At 65.9% G+C, this 17,251-nt stretch carries 12 protein-coding genes; 8 read left to right on the forward strand and 4 right to left on the reverse strand.

Translation table 11 applies throughout. From position 1 onward, the window contains the following. Positions 1 to 53 precede the first annotated feature (53 nt). From GRI42_RS07540 to GRI42_RS07550, 3 genes are all read left to right on the forward strand, one after another. Entirely contained in the window at positions 54 to 2,210 is a 2,157-nt protein-coding gene (locus GRI42_RS07540) for a sodium-translocating pyrophosphatase (RefSeq protein ID WP_160607697.1), read from the forward strand. A 112-nt stretch (positions 2,211 to 2,322) separates the two neighbouring features. Then, positions 2,323 to 3,237, forward strand: a complete 915-nt coding sequence (locus tag GRI42_RS07545; protein WP_160607699.1) for an acyl-CoA thioesterase — start codon at positions 2,323 to 2,325, stop codon at positions 3,235 to 3,237. 324 nt (positions 3,238 to 3,561) lie between these two features. Next, positions 3,562 to 5,391 (forward strand): DEAD/DEAH box helicase, encoded by a 1,830-nt coding sequence (locus GRI42_RS07550; RefSeq protein ID WP_160607701.1) that lies wholly within the window; start codon positions 3,562 to 3,564, stop codon positions 5,389 to 5,391. A gap of 30 nt (positions 5,392 to 5,421) precedes the next feature. Here GRI42_RS07550 and GRI42_RS07555 read toward each other — a convergent pair whose 3' ends face one another. The 3 genes from GRI42_RS07555 to uvrC all read right to left on the reverse strand — a co-directional run bounded on the left by GRI42_RS07555 (position 5,422) and on the right by uvrC (position 8,955). Beyond that, on the reverse strand, positions 5,422 to 6,240 hold the full coding sequence (locus tag GRI42_RS07555) for a universal stress protein (protein ID WP_160607703.1): 819 nt from the start codon (positions 6,238 to 6,240) through the stop codon (positions 5,422 to 5,424). 86 nt (positions 6,241 to 6,326) lie between these two features. Continuing rightward, entirely contained in the window at positions 6,327 to 7,010 is a 684-nt protein-coding gene (locus GRI42_RS07560; RefSeq protein WP_160607705.1) for a VTT domain-containing protein, read from the reverse strand. Then, a complete protein-coding gene (uvrC, locus tag GRI42_RS07565) occupies positions 6,997 to 8,955 on the reverse strand; it encodes an excinuclease ABC subunit UvrC (protein WP_160607707.1) in 1,959 nt (652 codons plus the stop codon). The genes GRI42_RS07560 and uvrC overlap by 14 nt, the downstream gene beginning before the upstream one ends. Positions 8,956 to 9,035: 80 nt before the next feature. On the opposite strand from uvrC, the gene GRI42_RS07570 reads away from it, so the two are divergent. From GRI42_RS07570 to GRI42_RS07585, 4 genes are all read left to right on the forward strand, one after another. Further along, positions 9,036 to 10,319 (forward strand): APC family permease, encoded by a 1,284-nt coding sequence (locus tag GRI42_RS07570; RefSeq protein WP_160607709.1) that lies wholly within the window; start codon positions 9,036 to 9,038, stop codon positions 10,317 to 10,319. 51 nt (positions 10,320 to 10,370) lie between these two features. Then, on the forward strand, positions 10,371 to 11,495 hold the full coding sequence (locus GRI42_RS07575; RefSeq protein WP_199800532.1) for a BaiN/RdsA family NAD(P)/FAD-dependent oxidoreductase: 1,125 nt from the start codon (positions 10,371 to 10,373) through the stop codon (positions 11,493 to 11,495). 157 nt (positions 11,496 to 11,652) lie between these two features. Then, positions 11,653 to 13,242, forward strand: a complete 1,590-nt coding sequence (locus tag GRI42_RS07580) for a WS/DGAT/MGAT family O-acyltransferase (RefSeq protein ID WP_160607713.1) — start codon at positions 11,653 to 11,655, stop codon at positions 13,240 to 13,242. Further along, positions 13,239 to 14,027, forward strand: coding sequence for an esterase/lipase family protein (locus GRI42_RS07585; protein ID WP_325065310.1), 789 nt, complete (start codon positions 13,239 to 13,241; stop codon positions 14,025 to 14,027). Before GRI42_RS07580 ends, GRI42_RS07585 begins: the two co-directional genes overlap by 4 nt. 19 nt (positions 14,028 to 14,046) lie before the next feature. On the opposite strand, the gene GRI42_RS07590 is transcribed toward GRI42_RS07585, so the two are convergent. Further along, entirely contained in the window at positions 14,047 to 16,731 is a 2,685-nt protein-coding gene (locus tag GRI42_RS07590) for a TonB-dependent receptor plug domain-containing protein (RefSeq protein ID WP_160607715.1), read from the reverse strand. Positions 16,732 to 17,000: 269 nt separating this feature from the next. Between GRI42_RS07590 and infA the strand changes: the two genes are divergently transcribed. Beyond that, positions 17,001 to 17,246 carry a translation initiation factor IF-1 gene (gene infA, locus GRI42_RS07595; RefSeq protein WP_047806247.1) on the forward strand — a complete coding sequence of 82 codons (246 nt, stop codon included), beginning with the start codon at positions 17,001 to 17,003 and terminating at the stop codon, positions 17,244 to 17,246. The last annotated feature ends 5 nt before the right edge of the window (positions 17,247 to 17,251 follow it).

Below are 17,251 nucleotides of genomic sequence, written 5' to 3' on the forward strand. Positions count from 1 at the left end.
CCGACGTCTCCCATGTCGGGTTGCATAATCAAAAAACGGGAGGGGACATTTTCGTGGACTTAGTTCTCATAGCCATCGTGCTGGGACTGCTTGCCGTCGTGTACGGCATCTTCACCAGCCGCCAGGTGCTCAATTCGGGCGCCGGTAATGAAAAGATGCAGGAAATCGCCGGCGCCATCCAGGAGGGTGCGCAGGCCTATCTGAAGCGCCAGTACACCACGATCGCCTTCGTGGGCGTGGTCGTGGCCGTGCTTGTTGCCGTCTTCCTCGGCCTCTGGCCCGCTGTTGGTTTCGTGATCGGCGCGGTCCTGTCGGGCGTTGCAGGCTTCATCGGGATGAACATCTCGGTGCGTTCGAACGTGCGTACTGCCGCTGCCGCGCAGAGCGGATTGCAGCAGGGCCTCACCCTCGCGTTCCGTGCAGGCGCCATCACCGGAATGCTCGTGGCAGGCCTCGCCCTGCTCTCGATCGCGGTGTTCTTCTGGTACCTCGTCGGCCCGGGCGGCTTTGCTCCCGATAGCGACGAAGTCGTCTACGGCCTCGTCGGCCTCGCCTTCGGCGCATCGCTGATCTCGATCTTCGCGCGTCTGGGCGGTGGTATCTTTACCAAGGCCGCTGACGTCGGTGCCGACCTGGTCGGCAAGGTCGAAGCTGGCATTCCCGAAGACGATCCGCGCAACCCGGCCGTGATCGCCGACAACGTGGGTGACAACGTCGGCGACTGCGCAGGCATGGCTGCCGACCTGTTCGAGACCTATGTCGTCACCGTGGGTGTCACCATGGTCCTCACCGCCCTGCTCTTCAGCGAAGTGCTGGGCGACCTGCTCTTGCCGATGATGGCACTGCCGCTGCTGATCGGCGGCGCGTGCATCGTGACCAGCATCATCGGCACCTATTTCGTGAAGCTGTCCAAGGGCGGCACGAACGTGATGGGCGCGATGTACAAGGGCTTCATCGTCTCGGCCGTACTCGCCATTCCGCTGATCTATTTCGTCATTAGCTATGCGCTGGGCGGCATGGGCACGGAAATCGGCGGTGCCGTTGCAGGTATCGACCCGGGTGCCCCGCTGGCGGAAGAAGGCACGGCCGAGCAAGTCGTCAGCTTCACCGGCATGGACCTGTTCTGGTGCTCGCTGATCGGCCTTGCCATCACCGGTCTCATCATCTGGATTACCGAGTATTACACCGGCACGAACTACCGTCCGGTGCGCTCGATCGCCAAGGCTTCGGAGACGGGCCACGGCACCAACGTGATCCAAGGCCTTGCCATCAGCCTCGAATCGACCGCGCTTCCGACGATCGTCATTATCGCGGGCATCATCGCCACCTTCCAGCTCGCAGGGCTCATGGGAATTGCCTATGCCGCCACTGCAATGCTGGCGCTGGCAGGCATGGTCGTTGCGCTCGACGCTTACGGTCCGGTGACGGACAACGCGGGCGGCATCGCCGAAATGGCCGGTCTCGACGACAGTGTTCGTGAAAAGACCGACATGCTTGATGCGGTGGGCAACACAACCAAGGCCGTGACCAAGGGCTATGCGATCGGATCGGCGGGCCTCGGCGCGCTGGTGCTGTTCGCCGCCTACACGACTGATCTGGCGAAGCTGTTCCCGGATGCTGACGTCGATTTCAGCCTCGAGAATCCGTATGTCATCGTCGGGCTGCTGCTCGGTGCACTGCTACCGTACCTCTTCGGTGCGATGGGCATGACCGCCGTGGGCCGCGCTGCTGGTGACGTGGTTGTCGATGTTCGCGAGCAGTTCGCAAACGACAAGGGCATCATGGCGGGCACCAGTAAGCCCAACTATGCCCGCACGGTCGACCTGGTGACCAAGGCCGCGATCAAGGAAATGATCCTGCCTTCGATGCTCCCGCTGCTGGCACCGATCGTGGTTTACTTTGCGATCCTGTTCCTTGCAGGCCAGGAGAACGCCTTTGCCGCCGTCGGAGCCCTGCTCCTCGGCGTGATCATCGGCGGTATCTTCGTGGCGCTTTCCATGACCGCCGGCGGCGGCGCATGGGACAATGCCAAGAAGTACATCGAAGACGGCAATCACGGCGGCAAGGGCTCGGAAGCCCACAAGGCTGCCGTGACCGGCGACACCGTGGGCGATCCCTACAAGGACACCGCGGGTCCGGCCGTGAACCCGATGATCAAGATCACCAACATTGTCGCACTTCTGCTGCTCGCAGCGCTCGCGGCTGGCTGATCAAGGCCCCCAGGGGCCAGCAGAGGCGGCGGCATCCAAGGGTGCCGCCGCCCTTTTTCATGGGCGCACGGTCCCGCTTGACGGTCCCCGCGATGCGCCGCAAAGCGCCTGCGTGACCCACACCAAGACTCCCGAACAGCTCGTCGCCGGCCTCGTCCGGCTGCTTACCGTGGCCCCTGCGGGCGAGGACCGCTTTACCGGCCGCCAGCAGCCCGGCGGCATCGGCCGCGTGTTCGGCGGACAGGTGGTGGCGCAGGCCTTGCAGGCCGCACAGGCGACTGCGCCGGAAGGAATGCAGGCGCATTCGCTCCACGCCTATTTCCTTCGCGGCGGGCGCGAAGGGGTGGACATCGACTACACCGTCGCATCCGACTTCGACGGCCGCAGCTTCGCCAACCGGCGGGTCGTCGCACGCCAGCAGGTCGGCGAAGGCGAACCGTCCGCGATCCTGAACCTCACCGCCAGCTTCCAGCGGCCCGAAGAGGGGCTGGAGCACGCCGACAGCCCCATGCCCGACGTCGCGCCGCCAGAGGACCTCGTCCCCGACACCGAGCTGCGCCGCCGTTTCCTCGAACAAATGGGCGAGGTCTCCGAGGTGCAGCGCACGCTGATGCTGCGCCCCCGCCCGATCGAGATGCGCACCTCCGACAAACTGCACTGGATGAACGCAGAGCCCAAGCCGCCGGCTGCCCACAGCTGGTTCAAGGCCGTGGCACCGCTGCCGCCGATCAAGGACGACCCGGCAATCCACCGCGCAGTCATCGCCTATGCCAGCGACTTCACCCTGCTCGGCACCAGCGCCCTGCCCCACGGCCTGTCCTGGGCACGCGGCGAGCTGAAGGGCGCCAGCCTCGACCACGCCATCTGGTTCCACCGTCCGGCCCGTGCCGACGAGTGGCTGCTCTACGCCACCGACAGCCCGTGGAGCGGCGGCGGGCGCGGCTTCAACCGGGGCCGGATCTTCAACCGCGAAGGCCAGCTGGTGGCCAGCGTCGCGCAAGAAGGCGTCATCCGCCGCGCGGGTTGAGGGCCTGTTGGACGGGAGGAGGATCGCCCCGCACACTCCCCAACAGGATGGAACGAATGGAACACGGCCCTGGGAGGAAAATCCGGTCCCCGCGTAAGCGCCGGGACGCGGTGCAAATCCTGTCTGGGCGGGCGGTGCATGGGCCATGCGCCATCCCCTATGCGATGCGCTGCCCTGTAGGAAAACCAAGCGCTCGGCAGGGTTCATTTCGCACCTGCAAAATATTTGCAGCCAAACGCTGCGCTTTGCGCTATAGGCCTCGCTTTGCTGCGCCCGTGACAGGCACAACGCCGCCCCGCGCCCCCCCCGTTGAAACGAGTATCCATGTCTTTCGAACACCTTCCCGCGCCCATCGGCGATGCTCTCGCCGCGCGCGGATATGCCGCGCTTACCCCCGTCCAGGCCGCCGTCGTCGAGCCTGAAGCGCAGGGGCGCGACCTCATCGTTTCCGCCCAGACCGGCAGCGGCAAGACCGTCGCTTTCGGCCTTGCGCTCGCAGACGCGCTGCTCGCCGAAACCGCGACCCTGCCGCTGGTCGAGCGCCCGCTCGCCCTCGTCGTCGCACCGACGCGCGAACTGGCGCTGCAGGTCAGCCGCGAACTCGGCTGGCTCTATGCCGAAGCCGGCCTGCGCATCGCGACCTGCGTCGGCGGGATGGATGCGAGCAAGGAACGCCGCAACCTGCGCGCGGGTCCGGCCATCGTCGTCGGCACGCCCGGTCGCCTGCGCGACCATCTCGAACGCGGTTCGCTCGACCTTACCGGCCTGCTCGGCGTGGTGCTCGACGAAGCGGACGAGATGCTCGACATGGGCTTTCGCGAAGACCTGGAGGAACTGCTCGATGCAGCACCCGAAACGCGCCGCACGCTGCTGTTCTCCGCCACCATGCCCAAGCCGATCGAGCGGCTGGCCGAACGCTACCAGACCGATGCCCTGCGGCTGACGCTACGCGGCGAGGATCGCGGCCACGGCGATATCGCCTACCAGTGCATCACCGTCGGCCCGGCCGAGATCGAGAACGCGGTGGTCAACCTGCTGCGCTTCCACGAGGCGGAAACCGCCATCCTGTTCTGCGCCACGCGCGACAATGTGCGCCGCATGCATGCGACCCTGCAGGAACGCGGCTTCGGCGTCGTGGCGCTGTCGGGCGAGCATTCGCAGAGCGAGCGCAACCAAGCGCTGCAGGCCCTGCGCGACCGCCGCGCGCGTGTCTGCGTGGCGACCGACGTCGCCGCACGCGGCATCGACCTGCCCACGCTCAGTCTCGTCATCCATGTCGAGATCCCGCGCGATGCGGAAACGCTGCAGCACCGTTCGGGCCGAACGGGGCGCGCCGGCAAGAAAGGCACTGCGGCGATCGTGGTCCCCTACAACCGCCGCCGCCGCGTCGAAGGCATGCTGCGCGGCGCGAATATCGCTGCCGAATGGATGGACGCGCCCACGCCCGAGGCGATCCGCGCCAAGGACAAGACGCGCCTGATGGAACGCCTGACCGAACCGCGCGACGTGTCGGACGACGACCGCGAACTGGCCGCCGACCTCCTCGGCCGGATGCCGCCGGAAGACATCGCCGCCGCGCTCGTCCACTCGCTGCGTGCCAGCCTGCCGGAACCCGAAGAGCTCGCCTCGAACACGCCGGAAGGCCGCGAAAAGGCCAAGCAGGACCGCCACCGCCCCGGCTTCGAGGACGTGGTCTGGTTCAAGATCGGCGTGGGTCGCCGCCAGAATGCAGAGCCGCGCTGGATCCTGCCGCTGCTCTGCCGCCGCGGCCACATCACCCGCAACGAGATCGGCGCGATCCGCATCGGCCAGCACGAAAGCTGGTTCCAGGTGCCCAGCACCATCGCGCCCAAGTTCGCCAAGGCCGTGGAACGTACCGCTTCTGCCGAAGACGAGCAGGACGCGATCCCGATCGAGGAAGCACCCGAAGGCCCCCGCATCGAAGCGCGCCAGAACCGCAAGTTCGGCAATCGCGACAATGCCGACGGCCCACGCGTGCGGCCCAAGCCCTTCGGCAAGGGACCCGGAAAGGGCCCCGGCAAGGGTCCGGGTCACAAGCCCGGCGCACCGTTCCGCAAGGGCCCCGGCAAGGGTCCTGCCAAGGGCAAGAAGTTCGCCGGCAAGTTCAAGGGCGGCAAGCCCGCCCGCGACTGACGCTTAACAGGTGTTGCCGCTTCCCGCTGCTCAGTGCTTGAGCAGCAGGGGGATCTTCACATCGGTCAGCATTTCGCGCGTCACGCCGCCGAACAGGCGCTCGGCGAGGCGCATGCGGCCATAGGCGCCCATCACGATCAGCCCCGCGCCGCGCGTGTCGGCCGCGCTCTGGATGGCATGGGCGACGCCCTTGTCGTCGGGGGCCAGCTGGACCAGTTCGCAGGAGATGCCGTGGCGCGAGAGGTAGTCGGCCCCGCGCAGCGGCGGCAGGTCGAACTCCTTCTTCTCCTTCTTCCCCTCGCCGACCATGACGAGGTAGACGTTGGACATCTTCGCCAGCAGCGGCACGGCCGAACGCAGCGCGTGCGAGGCTTCGGGCGAACCGTCCCAGGCGACGATCGCGGGCTTGTCGAAATCGATCCGCTCGCATTCGTCGGGCAGGACCAGCACCGGGCAATCGGTGCCCAGCGCGACCTCGCCCGCGGTGAAGGAAGGCGCCTTGCCGCCGCCGCGCGGCTCACGCTCGCCGATGACGACCAGGTCCGCCAGCGCCGAGAACCGCAGGAGCGAGAGCGAGACCGGCCCCGCCGTCTCGACGAATTCCCACGGCACGCCTTCATTGGCGAGATCGGCCTCGGTTTTTTCGCGCAGCTTCTTCGCCTCGTCGCGCCAGATCGGGACCATGGCCGCAAAGGCGGCGCCATAGGGATCGATCGTGCCTGCGGCCTCGTAAGGCACGGCATTGAGCAGCGTCAGGTGCCCGTCGAACACACGCGCCAGGTCGAGCGCGAGGTCGAGCCGGCGGGCATGGCCCTTGTCGGCATAGGCGTTGAAGAGGATCGATTTCATGGCACGTCTCCCAATGCGGTGCATCGTCCCGGAAGGGGGGGATATCCGGGCTTGATGACTTTATTATAGCATGGAGTGCCGCAGCCTCATTGACCTGCATCAATCTGGCGCCGCACCAGCCGTATCACGCCATAGGCAGCGAGCGACAACAGCGGGATGCCGAGCGTCGCCACGGTAAGCAGTCGCTCGGGGTCCGCATCGGCCAGCAGGACGGGCAGACCCGCGTAGAGCGGTGCCAGCAGCGCATTGGCAAGACCGACCGACAGCAGGAACCGGCGGAACGGAAAACGCGCGATGCCTGCCGCGACCAGCACCACCTCGCCGACCACCGGCACGGGCCGCGTTCCGAAGAGGATCAGGCCGGACAGGCTGCCGGCGCGCGCCTCTGCTGCGGCAAGGTCGGCCTCGCCCACCACCCGGCGGGCTAGGGGACGACCGGCAAAGCGGCCGATGGCGTAGTTGATGCAGCTTGCCAGCATGATGCCGCACCACGTGGCGAAGGCCGCGAGCGGCCACGACAGCGCCGTTCCCGCGAGTGCGCCGATAAGCCCGTGCGGAATCATCGCGACGGCATCGAGGCCCAGTAAACCTACGACCAGAGAAAAGGCGGCCGCAGGGCTGACCGAACCGAGTTCGGCGGCCTGTTCGACGAGGAAGCTTGCCAGCGGCCAGACCAGCAGCATCGGCAGGACGAACAGCACAAAGGCTAGGCCGACCAGCCGCAACCAGCGGCGCAGCGTGCCCGTGCCCCCGTCCCTATCCGCCGGCATGGTAGAAATCGTAGATCTGCCGCGCGACGCTGTCCGAAATGCCGGGCGCGCGCTTCAGATCGTCGAGCGCGGCGGCACGGACCTTGCCCGCAGTTCCGAAGTGCAGCAGCAGCGCCCGCTTGCGCGACGGGCCGATGCCCGGGATCTCGTCCAGCGGCGATGCGGTAATCGCGCGGCTGCGCTTGGCGCGGTGGGCCCCGATGGCATAGCGGTGGACCTCGTCGCGCAGGGTCTGGAGGTAGAACAGCAGCTGCGAATTGACCGGCAGCGTCTTCTCGCGCCCGTCGGGGAAATGGAACACCTCGCGCCCTTCGCGCCCGTGGTGCGGGCCCTTGGCGATGGCGATCAGCGGAACGTTCTCGATCCCCATCTCTTCCAGCGTGTCGCGCACGGAGGACATCTGCCCCTTGCCGCCGTCGATCAGGACGAGGTCGGGCCAGACCGTCTCGTGGCTGTTCTTTTTGCCCGCATCGCCGTCGGGGTTTTCGGCCAGGTTGCGGAAACGGCGTGCCATGACCTCGCGCATCATGCCGAAATCGTCATTTGTCTGCGCGGTCTTGATGTTGAACTTGCGGTACTGGCCCTTCTCGAAGCCTTCGGGGCTGGCGACGACCATCGCGCCCAGCGCCTTGTCGCCCTGGATATGGCTGTTGTCGTAAACCTCGATGCGCTGCGGCACCTCGTCCAGCTCGAGGAATTCGGCGAGTTCGCGCAGGATTTTGGCCTTGGTGCCGCTTTCGGCCAGCCGCCGGTCGAGCGCCTCGACCGCATTGCGCTGCGCCTGCTGCATCAGCTTGCGGCGGTCGCCGCGCTGCGGGATCGAGATGGCGACCACGTGGCCCGCCTTTTCCGCCAGCGCCTCGGCGATCAGTTCCTGCTCGGCCAGCTCGCGGTCGACGAGGATCGTGCGCGGCGGCGGCACTTCCTCGTAAAATTGCAGCAGCACGTCGGCCAGCACCTCCTCGTGGTCGAGGTCGCCGGTGTTGCGCGGGAAGAAGGCGCGATGCCCCCAGTTCTGCCCGCCGCGGATGAAGAAGGCTTGGACGCCGATCTGCCCGCCCTTGGCCGCCAGCGCGAAAACATCGGCATCGCCCACGCCGCTGGCATTGATCGCCTGTGACCCTTGGATGAAAGTCGCCGCGCGCAGCCGGTCGCGCAGGATGGCGGCAGTCTCGAAATCGAGGTCCTCGGCCGCCTTCGCCATCTGCTTTTCGATATTGGCCTGCACCGCGCCCGACTTACCCGACAGGAAGTCCTTCGCTTCCTGCACGAGGGCGTCATAGCCCTTCTCGTCGATGCGGCCGACGCAGGGGGCCGAACACCGCTTGATCTGGTAGAGCAGGCAGGGCCGGTCGCGATTGTTGAAGAAGCTGTCGGTGCAGCTCCTCAGCAGGAACAGTTTCTGCAGCGCGTTAAGCGTCTTGTTGACCGATCCGGCGCTGGCGAAGGGGCCGTAGTAATTGCCCTTGGCGCGCCGCGCGCCGCGATGCTTCTGGATGCGCGGGAAGGCATGGTCGGCCCGCAGCAGGATGAAGGGGAAGCTCTTGTCGTCGCGCAGCAGCACGTTGAACGGCGGACGGTAGCGCTTGATCAGCTGCGCTTCGAGCAGCAGCGCCTCGGCTTCCGAGTTGGTGACCACGATTTCCATCGCGCGGCACTGGCTGACCATGCGCTGGAGCCGGTTCGAAAGCCCCTTCACCTGAGTGTAATTGGCAACGCGCGCCTTCAGGCTGCGGGCCTTGCCGACGTAAAGTACGTCGCCGCGCGTATCGAGCATCCGGTAGACGCCCGGCCGCGGCTTGAGTGTCCTCACCGTTTCGCGGATCGCCGTAATCCCCGCTTCGAGGTCCGGCTGGGCGCTGGCCACGACCTTGGTCGCGCGTTCCTCGTGGAACCGCTCCTTGCCTCTCGGGTCGTTGGGGGATCCGGCCTTGCTGCGCGACATGGGGCCTTCAGATAGTGCGCCATTGCCGCTTAGGCAAAGGCCTGCTTGTGCAAAGCCGCGTTTCGCGCCATCCCCCCGGCATGAACGGACAGAAAATCGCGCCGCCGCGTACGGTGGGCTTCTGGGGCACTTCACTGTTTCCCCTCAATGGCATGATCGGGGCGGGCATCTTCGCCCTGCCCGCAGTGCTGGTCGCCGCGGTCGGCAATTTCGCGCCGTGGATGATGCTGATCGGCGGGATCCTCTTCCTGCCGCTGGCCCTGTGCTACGCCTGGATGGCGAGCCGGTTCGAACACAGCGGCGGTTCGGTCCTTTATGGCGAAGCGGCGTTCGGGCGCTTCGTCGGCTTCCAGGCCGGCTGGGCGCGCTATGCCAGCGCGATCGTGACCGCTGCAGCCAACATGCACGTCATGGTGGCCTATCTCGCCGCGCTCTTCCCCGGCCTCGACGATCCGGTGATCGCGCCCTTGGCAGTGGCGGTGGGCCTTGCGATCATCACCATCATCAACCTTTACGGCATGCGCGCATCGGTCGGTACGCTGGGCGTCATGACCGCGATCAAGCTGCTGCCGCTGGGCGCGCTTGTCCTGTCCGCATTCTTTGCCGGGGGCGAGCTGGGCGCGGTGACCCTGCCGGAATTCAGCGCGGTGGAAAGCGTCATCCTGCTCACCTTCTACGCCTTCATCGGCTTCGAAGGCGTGGTCGAGGCAGCTGGCGAGTTCAAGGACCCCAAGCGCGACGTGCCGCGCTCGATAATCTTCATGGTATCGGGCGTAACGCTGATCTACATGGCGGTCATCTGGGCCTTCATCCTGATCGGCCCTGAATTCGCAGGCGAGAACAACGCGCTGGCCGGTTCTGCCGGGGCTTCGATGGGGCAGGCCGGATCGCTTGCCATCGTGATTGCCGCCAGCTTCAGCATCGGTGCGAACAATTTCGCCAGCGGGGTCGCGCAGCCGCGCCTGATGTACGGCATGGCCGAAAGGGGCATGCTGCCGCGCTGGTTCGAATATGTGCACCCGCGCTTTCTCACCCCATCCAACGCGATCCTGTTCTACGGCGCGCTGGCCGTGCTGTTCGGCCTTTGGGAAGGCTTCGAGGTGCTGGCCGTGGCCGGCACGCTTGTCCGGCTGATCACCTATATCGTGACCAGCCTCGCCCTTCCGGCGCTCGAACATCGCGAGGGGCGGATCGTGCCTTTACACCTGTTCTGCGTCATCGTGGCTGTCGGCAGTTCGCTGTTCATCGCCTCTCAGGCGCAGGCGCAGTCGTGGATGGTGCTGGGAGGCTTCTTCGCAGCCGGCACGCTGCTCTACTTCATCGCCGCGCGCCAGAAGCCGGAATATCCGCTCGACGAGGCCTGAGTGTCCGAAACCTACGATGCGATAATCCTCGGCGCAGGCGCGGCCGGGCTGATGTGCGCCGCGCGTGCAGGCCAGCGCGGGCGCCGCGTGCTTGTGCTCGAGAAGGCGGAGAAGCCCGGCAAGAAGATCCTGATTTCGGGCGGCGGCCGGTGCAATTTCACCAATATCGGTGCGGGGCCGGCCAACTACCTGTCCTCCAACCCGCATTTCGCCAAGTCGGCGCTCGCCCGATACACGCCGCGCGACTTCCTCGAACTGGTCGAAAGCTACGGCATTGCCTGGCACGAAAAGACGCTCGGCCAGCTGTTCTGCGACGGATCGTCGAAGCAGATCGTCGAGATGCTGCTGGAGGAATGCGCCAAGGGCCTCGTCGACATACGCTGCAATGCCGAGGTGACCGCGGTCGAGCGTGACGGGGAACGGTTCGCGGTCATGGCCAGCGGGCAGGTGGCCATCGCGCCGAGCCTCGTCATTGCGACGGGCGGCCCCTCCATTCCCAAGATGGGTGCGACCGGCTTTGCCTATGACCTCGCTCGCCAGTTCGGCCTCAAGGTGGTGGAACCGCGCCCCGCCCTCGTCCCGCTGACGCTGGGCGGTGAGGAAGTGCTGTTCCGCGAGATTTCGGGCGTATCCGCGCCGGTCGTCGCCACTGCGGGCAAGGCCAGTTTTCCCGAAGCGGCGCTGTTTACCCACCGCGGGTTGTCCGGTCCGGCGATCCTGCAGGCCTCGTCCTACTGGAAGCCGGGCGATCCTGTGGTCATCGATTTCCTGCCCGACCGGCAGGGCGACTGGCTGCTCGATGCGAAGCGAGATGCGCCGCGCGCGACCCTGCGTTCGCTGTTGCGGGATGCATTGCCGGACCGCCTCGCGGACATCCTTGCAGAAAAGCTGGGGATCGAAACCGAACTCGGCAATGCGAGCGACAAGGCGCTGAGGGCAGCGCAGGAGCGGCTGAAGCGTTGGACGTTCCACCCCAACGGCACCGAGGGCTTCGCCAAGGCAGAAGTGACTGTGGGCGGCATCTCGACTGCGGAACTGTCCTCCAAGACCATGGAAACAAAGCGCATTCCCGGCCTCTTCGCCATCGGCGAGGCGGTCGATGTGACGGGCTGGCTGGGCGGCTACAACTTCCAGTGGGCCTGGGCGAGCGGCGTGGCCGCAGCCGAGGCACTGTGACACTCCTGCCCTAGCGGAAGGGTTTGACCGGGGCGGCAAGTTGACCGGACCCCGCTTTGTGATAGCTTCCTCTCTTCGCACCCGCAAAAAGCGGGGCGATCGTGGGAGATGCTGTCCTTCGCCCAATTTGGCGGAGCGGTAGCGCGGAAAGGACCCTATGCAGCAATTGCAGGGCATGGATGCCAGTTTCGTTGCGCTGGAAACGCGCAATTCGCCGATGCACATCGGCTCGATCCTGATTTACGATCCCAGCACCGCGCCCGGCGGTTTCGTGCGTTTCAAGGATATCCTCGGCTTCATCGAAAGCCGCCTGCAACTGTCCAAGACGATGCGCCAGCGCCTCGTGCGCGTGCCCTTCGACCTCGATTACCCCTACTGGATCGAGGATCCGGACTTCGACCTCGAATATCACGTCCGCCACATTGCCCTCCCCAAGCCGGGCGACTGGCGGCAGCTGTGCATCCAGGCGGCGCGCGTCTTCTCCCGCCCGCTCGACCTCAGCCGCCCGCCGTGGGAATTCACCGTGGTCGAAGGGCTCGACGGGATCGAGGGACTGGCCAAGGGCAGCTATGCCTACATCACCAAGGTCCATCATGCCGCCATCGACGGGATGAGCGGGATCGACCTGATGGAAGCGACGCACACGCTGCGCCCCGACGAACCTCCGCCGTCCACGCCCGACACATGGAAGCCCGAAAAGCTGCCAAATCCGGTTGAACTGCTCGGCCGCAGCTACATGAATGCGATCACCAATCCGCTGAAGCAGATCGAGGTCGCCGCCAAGGCCGCGCCCGGCCTCGCCAAGGCGCTGAAAGGGCTGGCAGCCAAGGAATTCGACGTCTCGACCGAGATGATCGCGCCCAAGACCCGCTTCAATCGCAAGATCTCGCCCCACCGCGTGGTCGAAGGCATCAGCGTCCCGCTGGCAGAGGTAAAGGCGATCCGCACGCTGGTCGAAGGCGCCAAGGTCAACGACGTGTTCCTCGCCATCATCGGCGGCGCGATGCGGCGCTATCTCGAAGACAAGAAGGAACTGCCCAAGAAAACGCTGACGGCCATGGCGCCGATCTCGGTCCGTTCCAAGGGCGAGAAGGACACGATGGGCAACCAGGTGGCCGCGATGATCGCGCCGCTCGGTACGCATATCGCCGACCCCATCGAACGGTTGCAGTTCTGTCATGACCGCACGGTCAATTCCAAGGCCATGACCGACGCCATGGGCGCGCGCAACATGACCGAGATGAGCAAGGCCAGCCCCGCGCTGTTCATGGCGCTCGGCGCGCAGCTCTACAGCCGCCTCAGCCTTGCCAACCGCGGTGTCGGGCCGATCTTCTCGACCGTGGTGACCAATGTGCCGGGACCGCCGATCCCGATCTATTCGGCCGGCGCAAAGATGCAGAGCATGATGGGGCTCCTGTGCCTGACCGACGGCCTTGGCCTCGGCCATGTCGTCCAGTCCTATACCGACGAGGCGACGATCGCCTTTACCGCGGACCGGGAAATGATGCCCGATCCTGAATTCTACGTCGAATGCATCCGCGCATCCTACGAGGAACTGCGCGATGCGGCGAAGAACCCCGCCCCGAAAAAGGCGGAAGCGAAGAAGCCTGCCGCCAAGAAGCGGGCTCCGGCCAAAAAGGCCACTGCAACGAAGAAGGCGCCCGCTTCGAAAGCGAAGACGGGCACAAAGGGGGTCGCCAGCCGTAAGAAGGCTGCCCCTAAGGGGAAAGGAACAACCAAATCGTGACCACTGCAACCGCCGCGCAGATCGATGCGCGTCCGCCCAGCCGCCTGCTGACGCTAGCCGAACCTGGCCGCGCGATGAGCGAGCTGGCCAGCTTCTATGCCCTGCGGCCGCTGATGAACGCGCTGCCCCGCGGCGACGGTCACGGCGTGCTGGTACTGCCGGGCTTCATGGCGTCCGACTATTCGACCGCGCCGCTGCGCCGGCTGCTTTGCGATCTCGGTTACGACTGCGCAGGCTGGAACCTGGGCCGCAACGTCCGCGTGGACCAGGCCCGCATCGAAGCGATGATGGCCTGTGTCGACGAGGTGCATGATCGCACCGGCCGCCCGATCAGCATCGTCGGCTGGAGCCTTGGCGGCGTTTTCGCCCGTGAACTTGCGAAGCTGTCGCCCGACAAGGTGCGGCTCGTCATCAGCCTCGGCAGCCCGATTTCAGACGATCGCAACCACACCAATGCCCGCCGCCTGTTCGAATATCTGAACGGGCGCGAGCCCGAAGTGATGAAGGGCGGCAATTTCCAGAAACTGGCAGAGGCTCCGCCCGTCCCCACGACCTCGATCCTCACGCGGAGCGACGGCGTGGTGCACTGGCGCGGTTCGGTCCAGCGCTGCGGGCGCGAGGATTGCGAGAACATCGAAGTGCTCGCCAGCCATTGCGGCCTCGGGGTGAACCCGGCCGCAGTCTACGCCATCGCCGACCGGCTGGCCCAGGCGGAGGGAGAATGGAAGCCCTTCTCCGCCCCGCTCTGGGCCCGCCTGCTGTTCCCGCAGCGCGCCCTGCAATGAGGCAGGACGCGCCCGCGGGTCAGAAGGCCTTGCGGATATCCACGCCGAGGTAGCGGCCGACAGGGTCGATCCGCAGCGGGTCGTAAGCGCGCGGCGTATCGCCGTTCTCGTCGGTCACGGTGCGGCGAGCGTCGAACACGTTGTCGGCCAGCACAGACACGCGCAGGCCCTTCATCCAGCCATCCTCTTTCTTGAAGACTTCGCCGAGGTCGGCAAACAGGCGGATGTCGAAGGTCGCCAGGTCCGAGAAGAACAGGTCGCTCGAACCGGGCAAGTCACCGCCCAGCAGTTCCGCCTCGCCGATATAGCGACCGGTCAGGCGCAGGCCGTAGCCCTGCCAGAACAGGCCTCCTTCGAGACGCGAGGAATGCTGCGAAATCGCGCCGCCGCCAAGGACATCGCCAGCCAGCTGGTCGAACAGCGGGCCGTTCTCTGCCAGCAGGACCTCGTTTTCGAGCACGATATTATGGTTGAGGCTGAGGAAATAGCGCGGACGCGTATCCGACGGATCGCCGCCGAAGCGACCGAAGCCGCCGCCGCCACGGCGCGGGCCGCCCTGCTGCGGCTGACCTTCACCCTGCGCGGCCTGTGCCGAACACATCCTCTCGCGCATCGCCTTGACCTTTTCGGGGTCGATCTCGCCATTCTCGTCCTTCAGGCGGGCGAGAACCTCTTCGGGCAGGCCGTCGAGCTTGGGCGGTTCGGCGCAGATCGCCTCGCGCATCGCAGTAAACTGCTGGCTGCGCTGGTCGGCCTCCGCCCCGCAGAAGCGTGCACGGGCCGCGGCGATCTTTTCCGGGTCCGGATTGCCATTGGCATCGAGCAGGCGCGAGCGGAACATTTCCGGGATGGCCGACAGGTCGGGCGTTTCGCCTTCCGGCGCCTTGCAGAAAGTCTCGCGCATCGCTTCCATGCGAGCGGGATCGAAGCCCATGCCCGGGCCGCCGCCCGGGCCGCCCGGGCGACCCTGCGGCGGACCGCCATTGCCCTGGGCACCGCGTTCGGGACGTTCGGGCGTCTTGCCGATCTCGCCGCGCGTGTTGAGCCCGAAGGACAGCACCCGGCTGCGGGTCTCGTAAAGCGTCAGTGGACGGCGATCGATGGCGAGCAGTTCACCCGCGGTGCCGCGGGTCACGCGGTCGGGGAAAGCTTCCTCGAAGGCCGCGCTGAAGCCCGGTGACGCCGTCACGTCGCGCGAGCGGTTGATGCCGTAATCGGCCTGCAGGCGGGCATTTTCCCAAAAGGGCAGTTCCCAGTTGGCGCTGAATTTCCAGTCGGCCTGGGTTTCGGCACGAAGGTCGGGATTGCCTCCGGTGACCAGTGTCGCCAGCACCGTGTCGCCAGTGGCGTAATCGAACACCGGCACGTTGAATTCGTCGATGCGGGGGCTGCCGAGCGAGGTCAGGCTGGGTGCCACTTCGCGCCAGATGCGCGTGGCGCTGAAGCCCAGCGTATCGGTCGGCTGCCAGTTGATGCCCGCGCTCCAATTCGCCAGCGTGCCGAAGTCCGACAGGTCTTCGATGCCCGAGCTAAGGCTCAGGCTGACGCCGCCGATCGCACCCCATGCGCCGCCGCGTTCCGCGATGGGAACGGACAACGTGGTGTTCGCATCGAACCGGCGACGGGTCAGTTCGATATCGGTCGCCGACCGGGTGTCCTCGCTGGCGATCTGCCGCCAGTCGACGCCAGTCTTGAAGGTGACGCTGATATCGCCTGCCGGAAGCGCGATCGGATAGCCGGTAAGCGTAAGGTCGTTGGCGATGGTCCAGGTCCGGCTTTCCGCGACATCGAAGCCGCTGCCGTCGAAGCGATCGATTTCCGTCGTGGAAAGCGAACGCACCGTGTCGTTGGTGAAGACCGCGTTCCAGTCGCCGATGGGGCGCGAGAGCGTGCCGCCGACCGAGATCGTGTCGACGTCGCCGCGACGCTCCAGCGGGACGGTCCCGTCATTCGACAGGCCCGACAGGCTGAGGCTTTCGGAATGGTTGTAAGTGCCGTTGAGGCTCAGCGACAGACCGCTCTCGACGAAAGCGCGGGCGTAATTGATCGTGCCTTCGCCGCTCATCGTGTCGGCGCGCAGGCTGCGGAACTGTTCCTCGCCCGGGAAACCGCCATCGACGGTCAGGCCGCGCTCGGCCTCGGTCAGGAGGCTCGAATCCTCGAAGTCGAGGTTGAAATTGAGGCGACCTTTCTCGCCGATACGCAGATAGGTCAGTTCCTGCTCGTTGCGGGTGAAGCCGCCGCGATCGGGCCCCTCGTATTCGACTTCCGCGCTCACGCTCTGGAAATTGGGCTTGAGGATGATGTTCACCACGCGCTGGTCGGCCGAATAGCCGAAGCGCTGCGCCGTTTCCTCGGGGAAGACCTCTACCTTCTGCACCGCTTCGGGCGGATAGCTGCGAAATTCGCGGAAGCTGGACACGCGGATACCGTTGATGAGGAAGACCGGCTGGCCGCCGCCGCGGCTGCTGCGCGCCCCGCTGCTGGTCGCCGGCTCGATGGCCGCAATCACGTCGGCGATGGAGCTGGCACCGAATGCGGCGATGTCCTGCTCGCTGAATTCCGCGATCGGTTTTTCCTCAACGAACAGCTGGCCGCGGATTCGCGTGCCTTCCACGACGATGGTGTCCGAAGCCGAAGGCGGCACGGCCATCTCTTCCATGTCCGGCTGCGGCTGGGCCCGCGGGTCCTGTTCTTCCGCCATGGCGGGAACGCCGCTCAGCGAAAGGGCAAGCGCAAGAGCCGGCAGCGAAGTACGTGCGCGAAGTGTTATCAAGGGTTTATCCAGTATGCAGTCCAAGCCAACCCCCCTACGGCACCTACCGGAAGAGGGCGGACGCGCAAGCGGCCACCCTGTATCGGTTTGTCGCAGGAGTGCGATGCTTGGCTCAATGCCTAAAGCTTCCCTTTTATCCCGCCTGACGCTATGGGCGCGCGACACAACTCGACGAACTGCATCAGCTAAGGATAGTAATGGCCAAGGAAGAACTTCTCGAAATGCGCGGCAAGGTGGTCGAACTGCTGCCCAACGCCATGTTCCGCGTCGAACTCGAGAACGGCCACGAAGTGCTCGGCCACACCGCCGGCAAGATGCGCAAGAACCGTATCCGCGTGCTCGTCGGTGACGAGGTCCTGTGCGAACTGACGCCCTACGACCTGACCAAGGCGCGTATCACCTACCGCTTCATGCCCGGACGCGGCGGCCCCGGCCCCCAGTAAGACCG

This window comes from Qipengyuania gaetbuli (genome assembly GCF_009827315.1).
Taxonomy (GTDB): Bacteria; Pseudomonadota; Alphaproteobacteria; order Sphingomonadales; family Sphingomonadaceae; genus Qipengyuania; species Qipengyuania gaetbuli.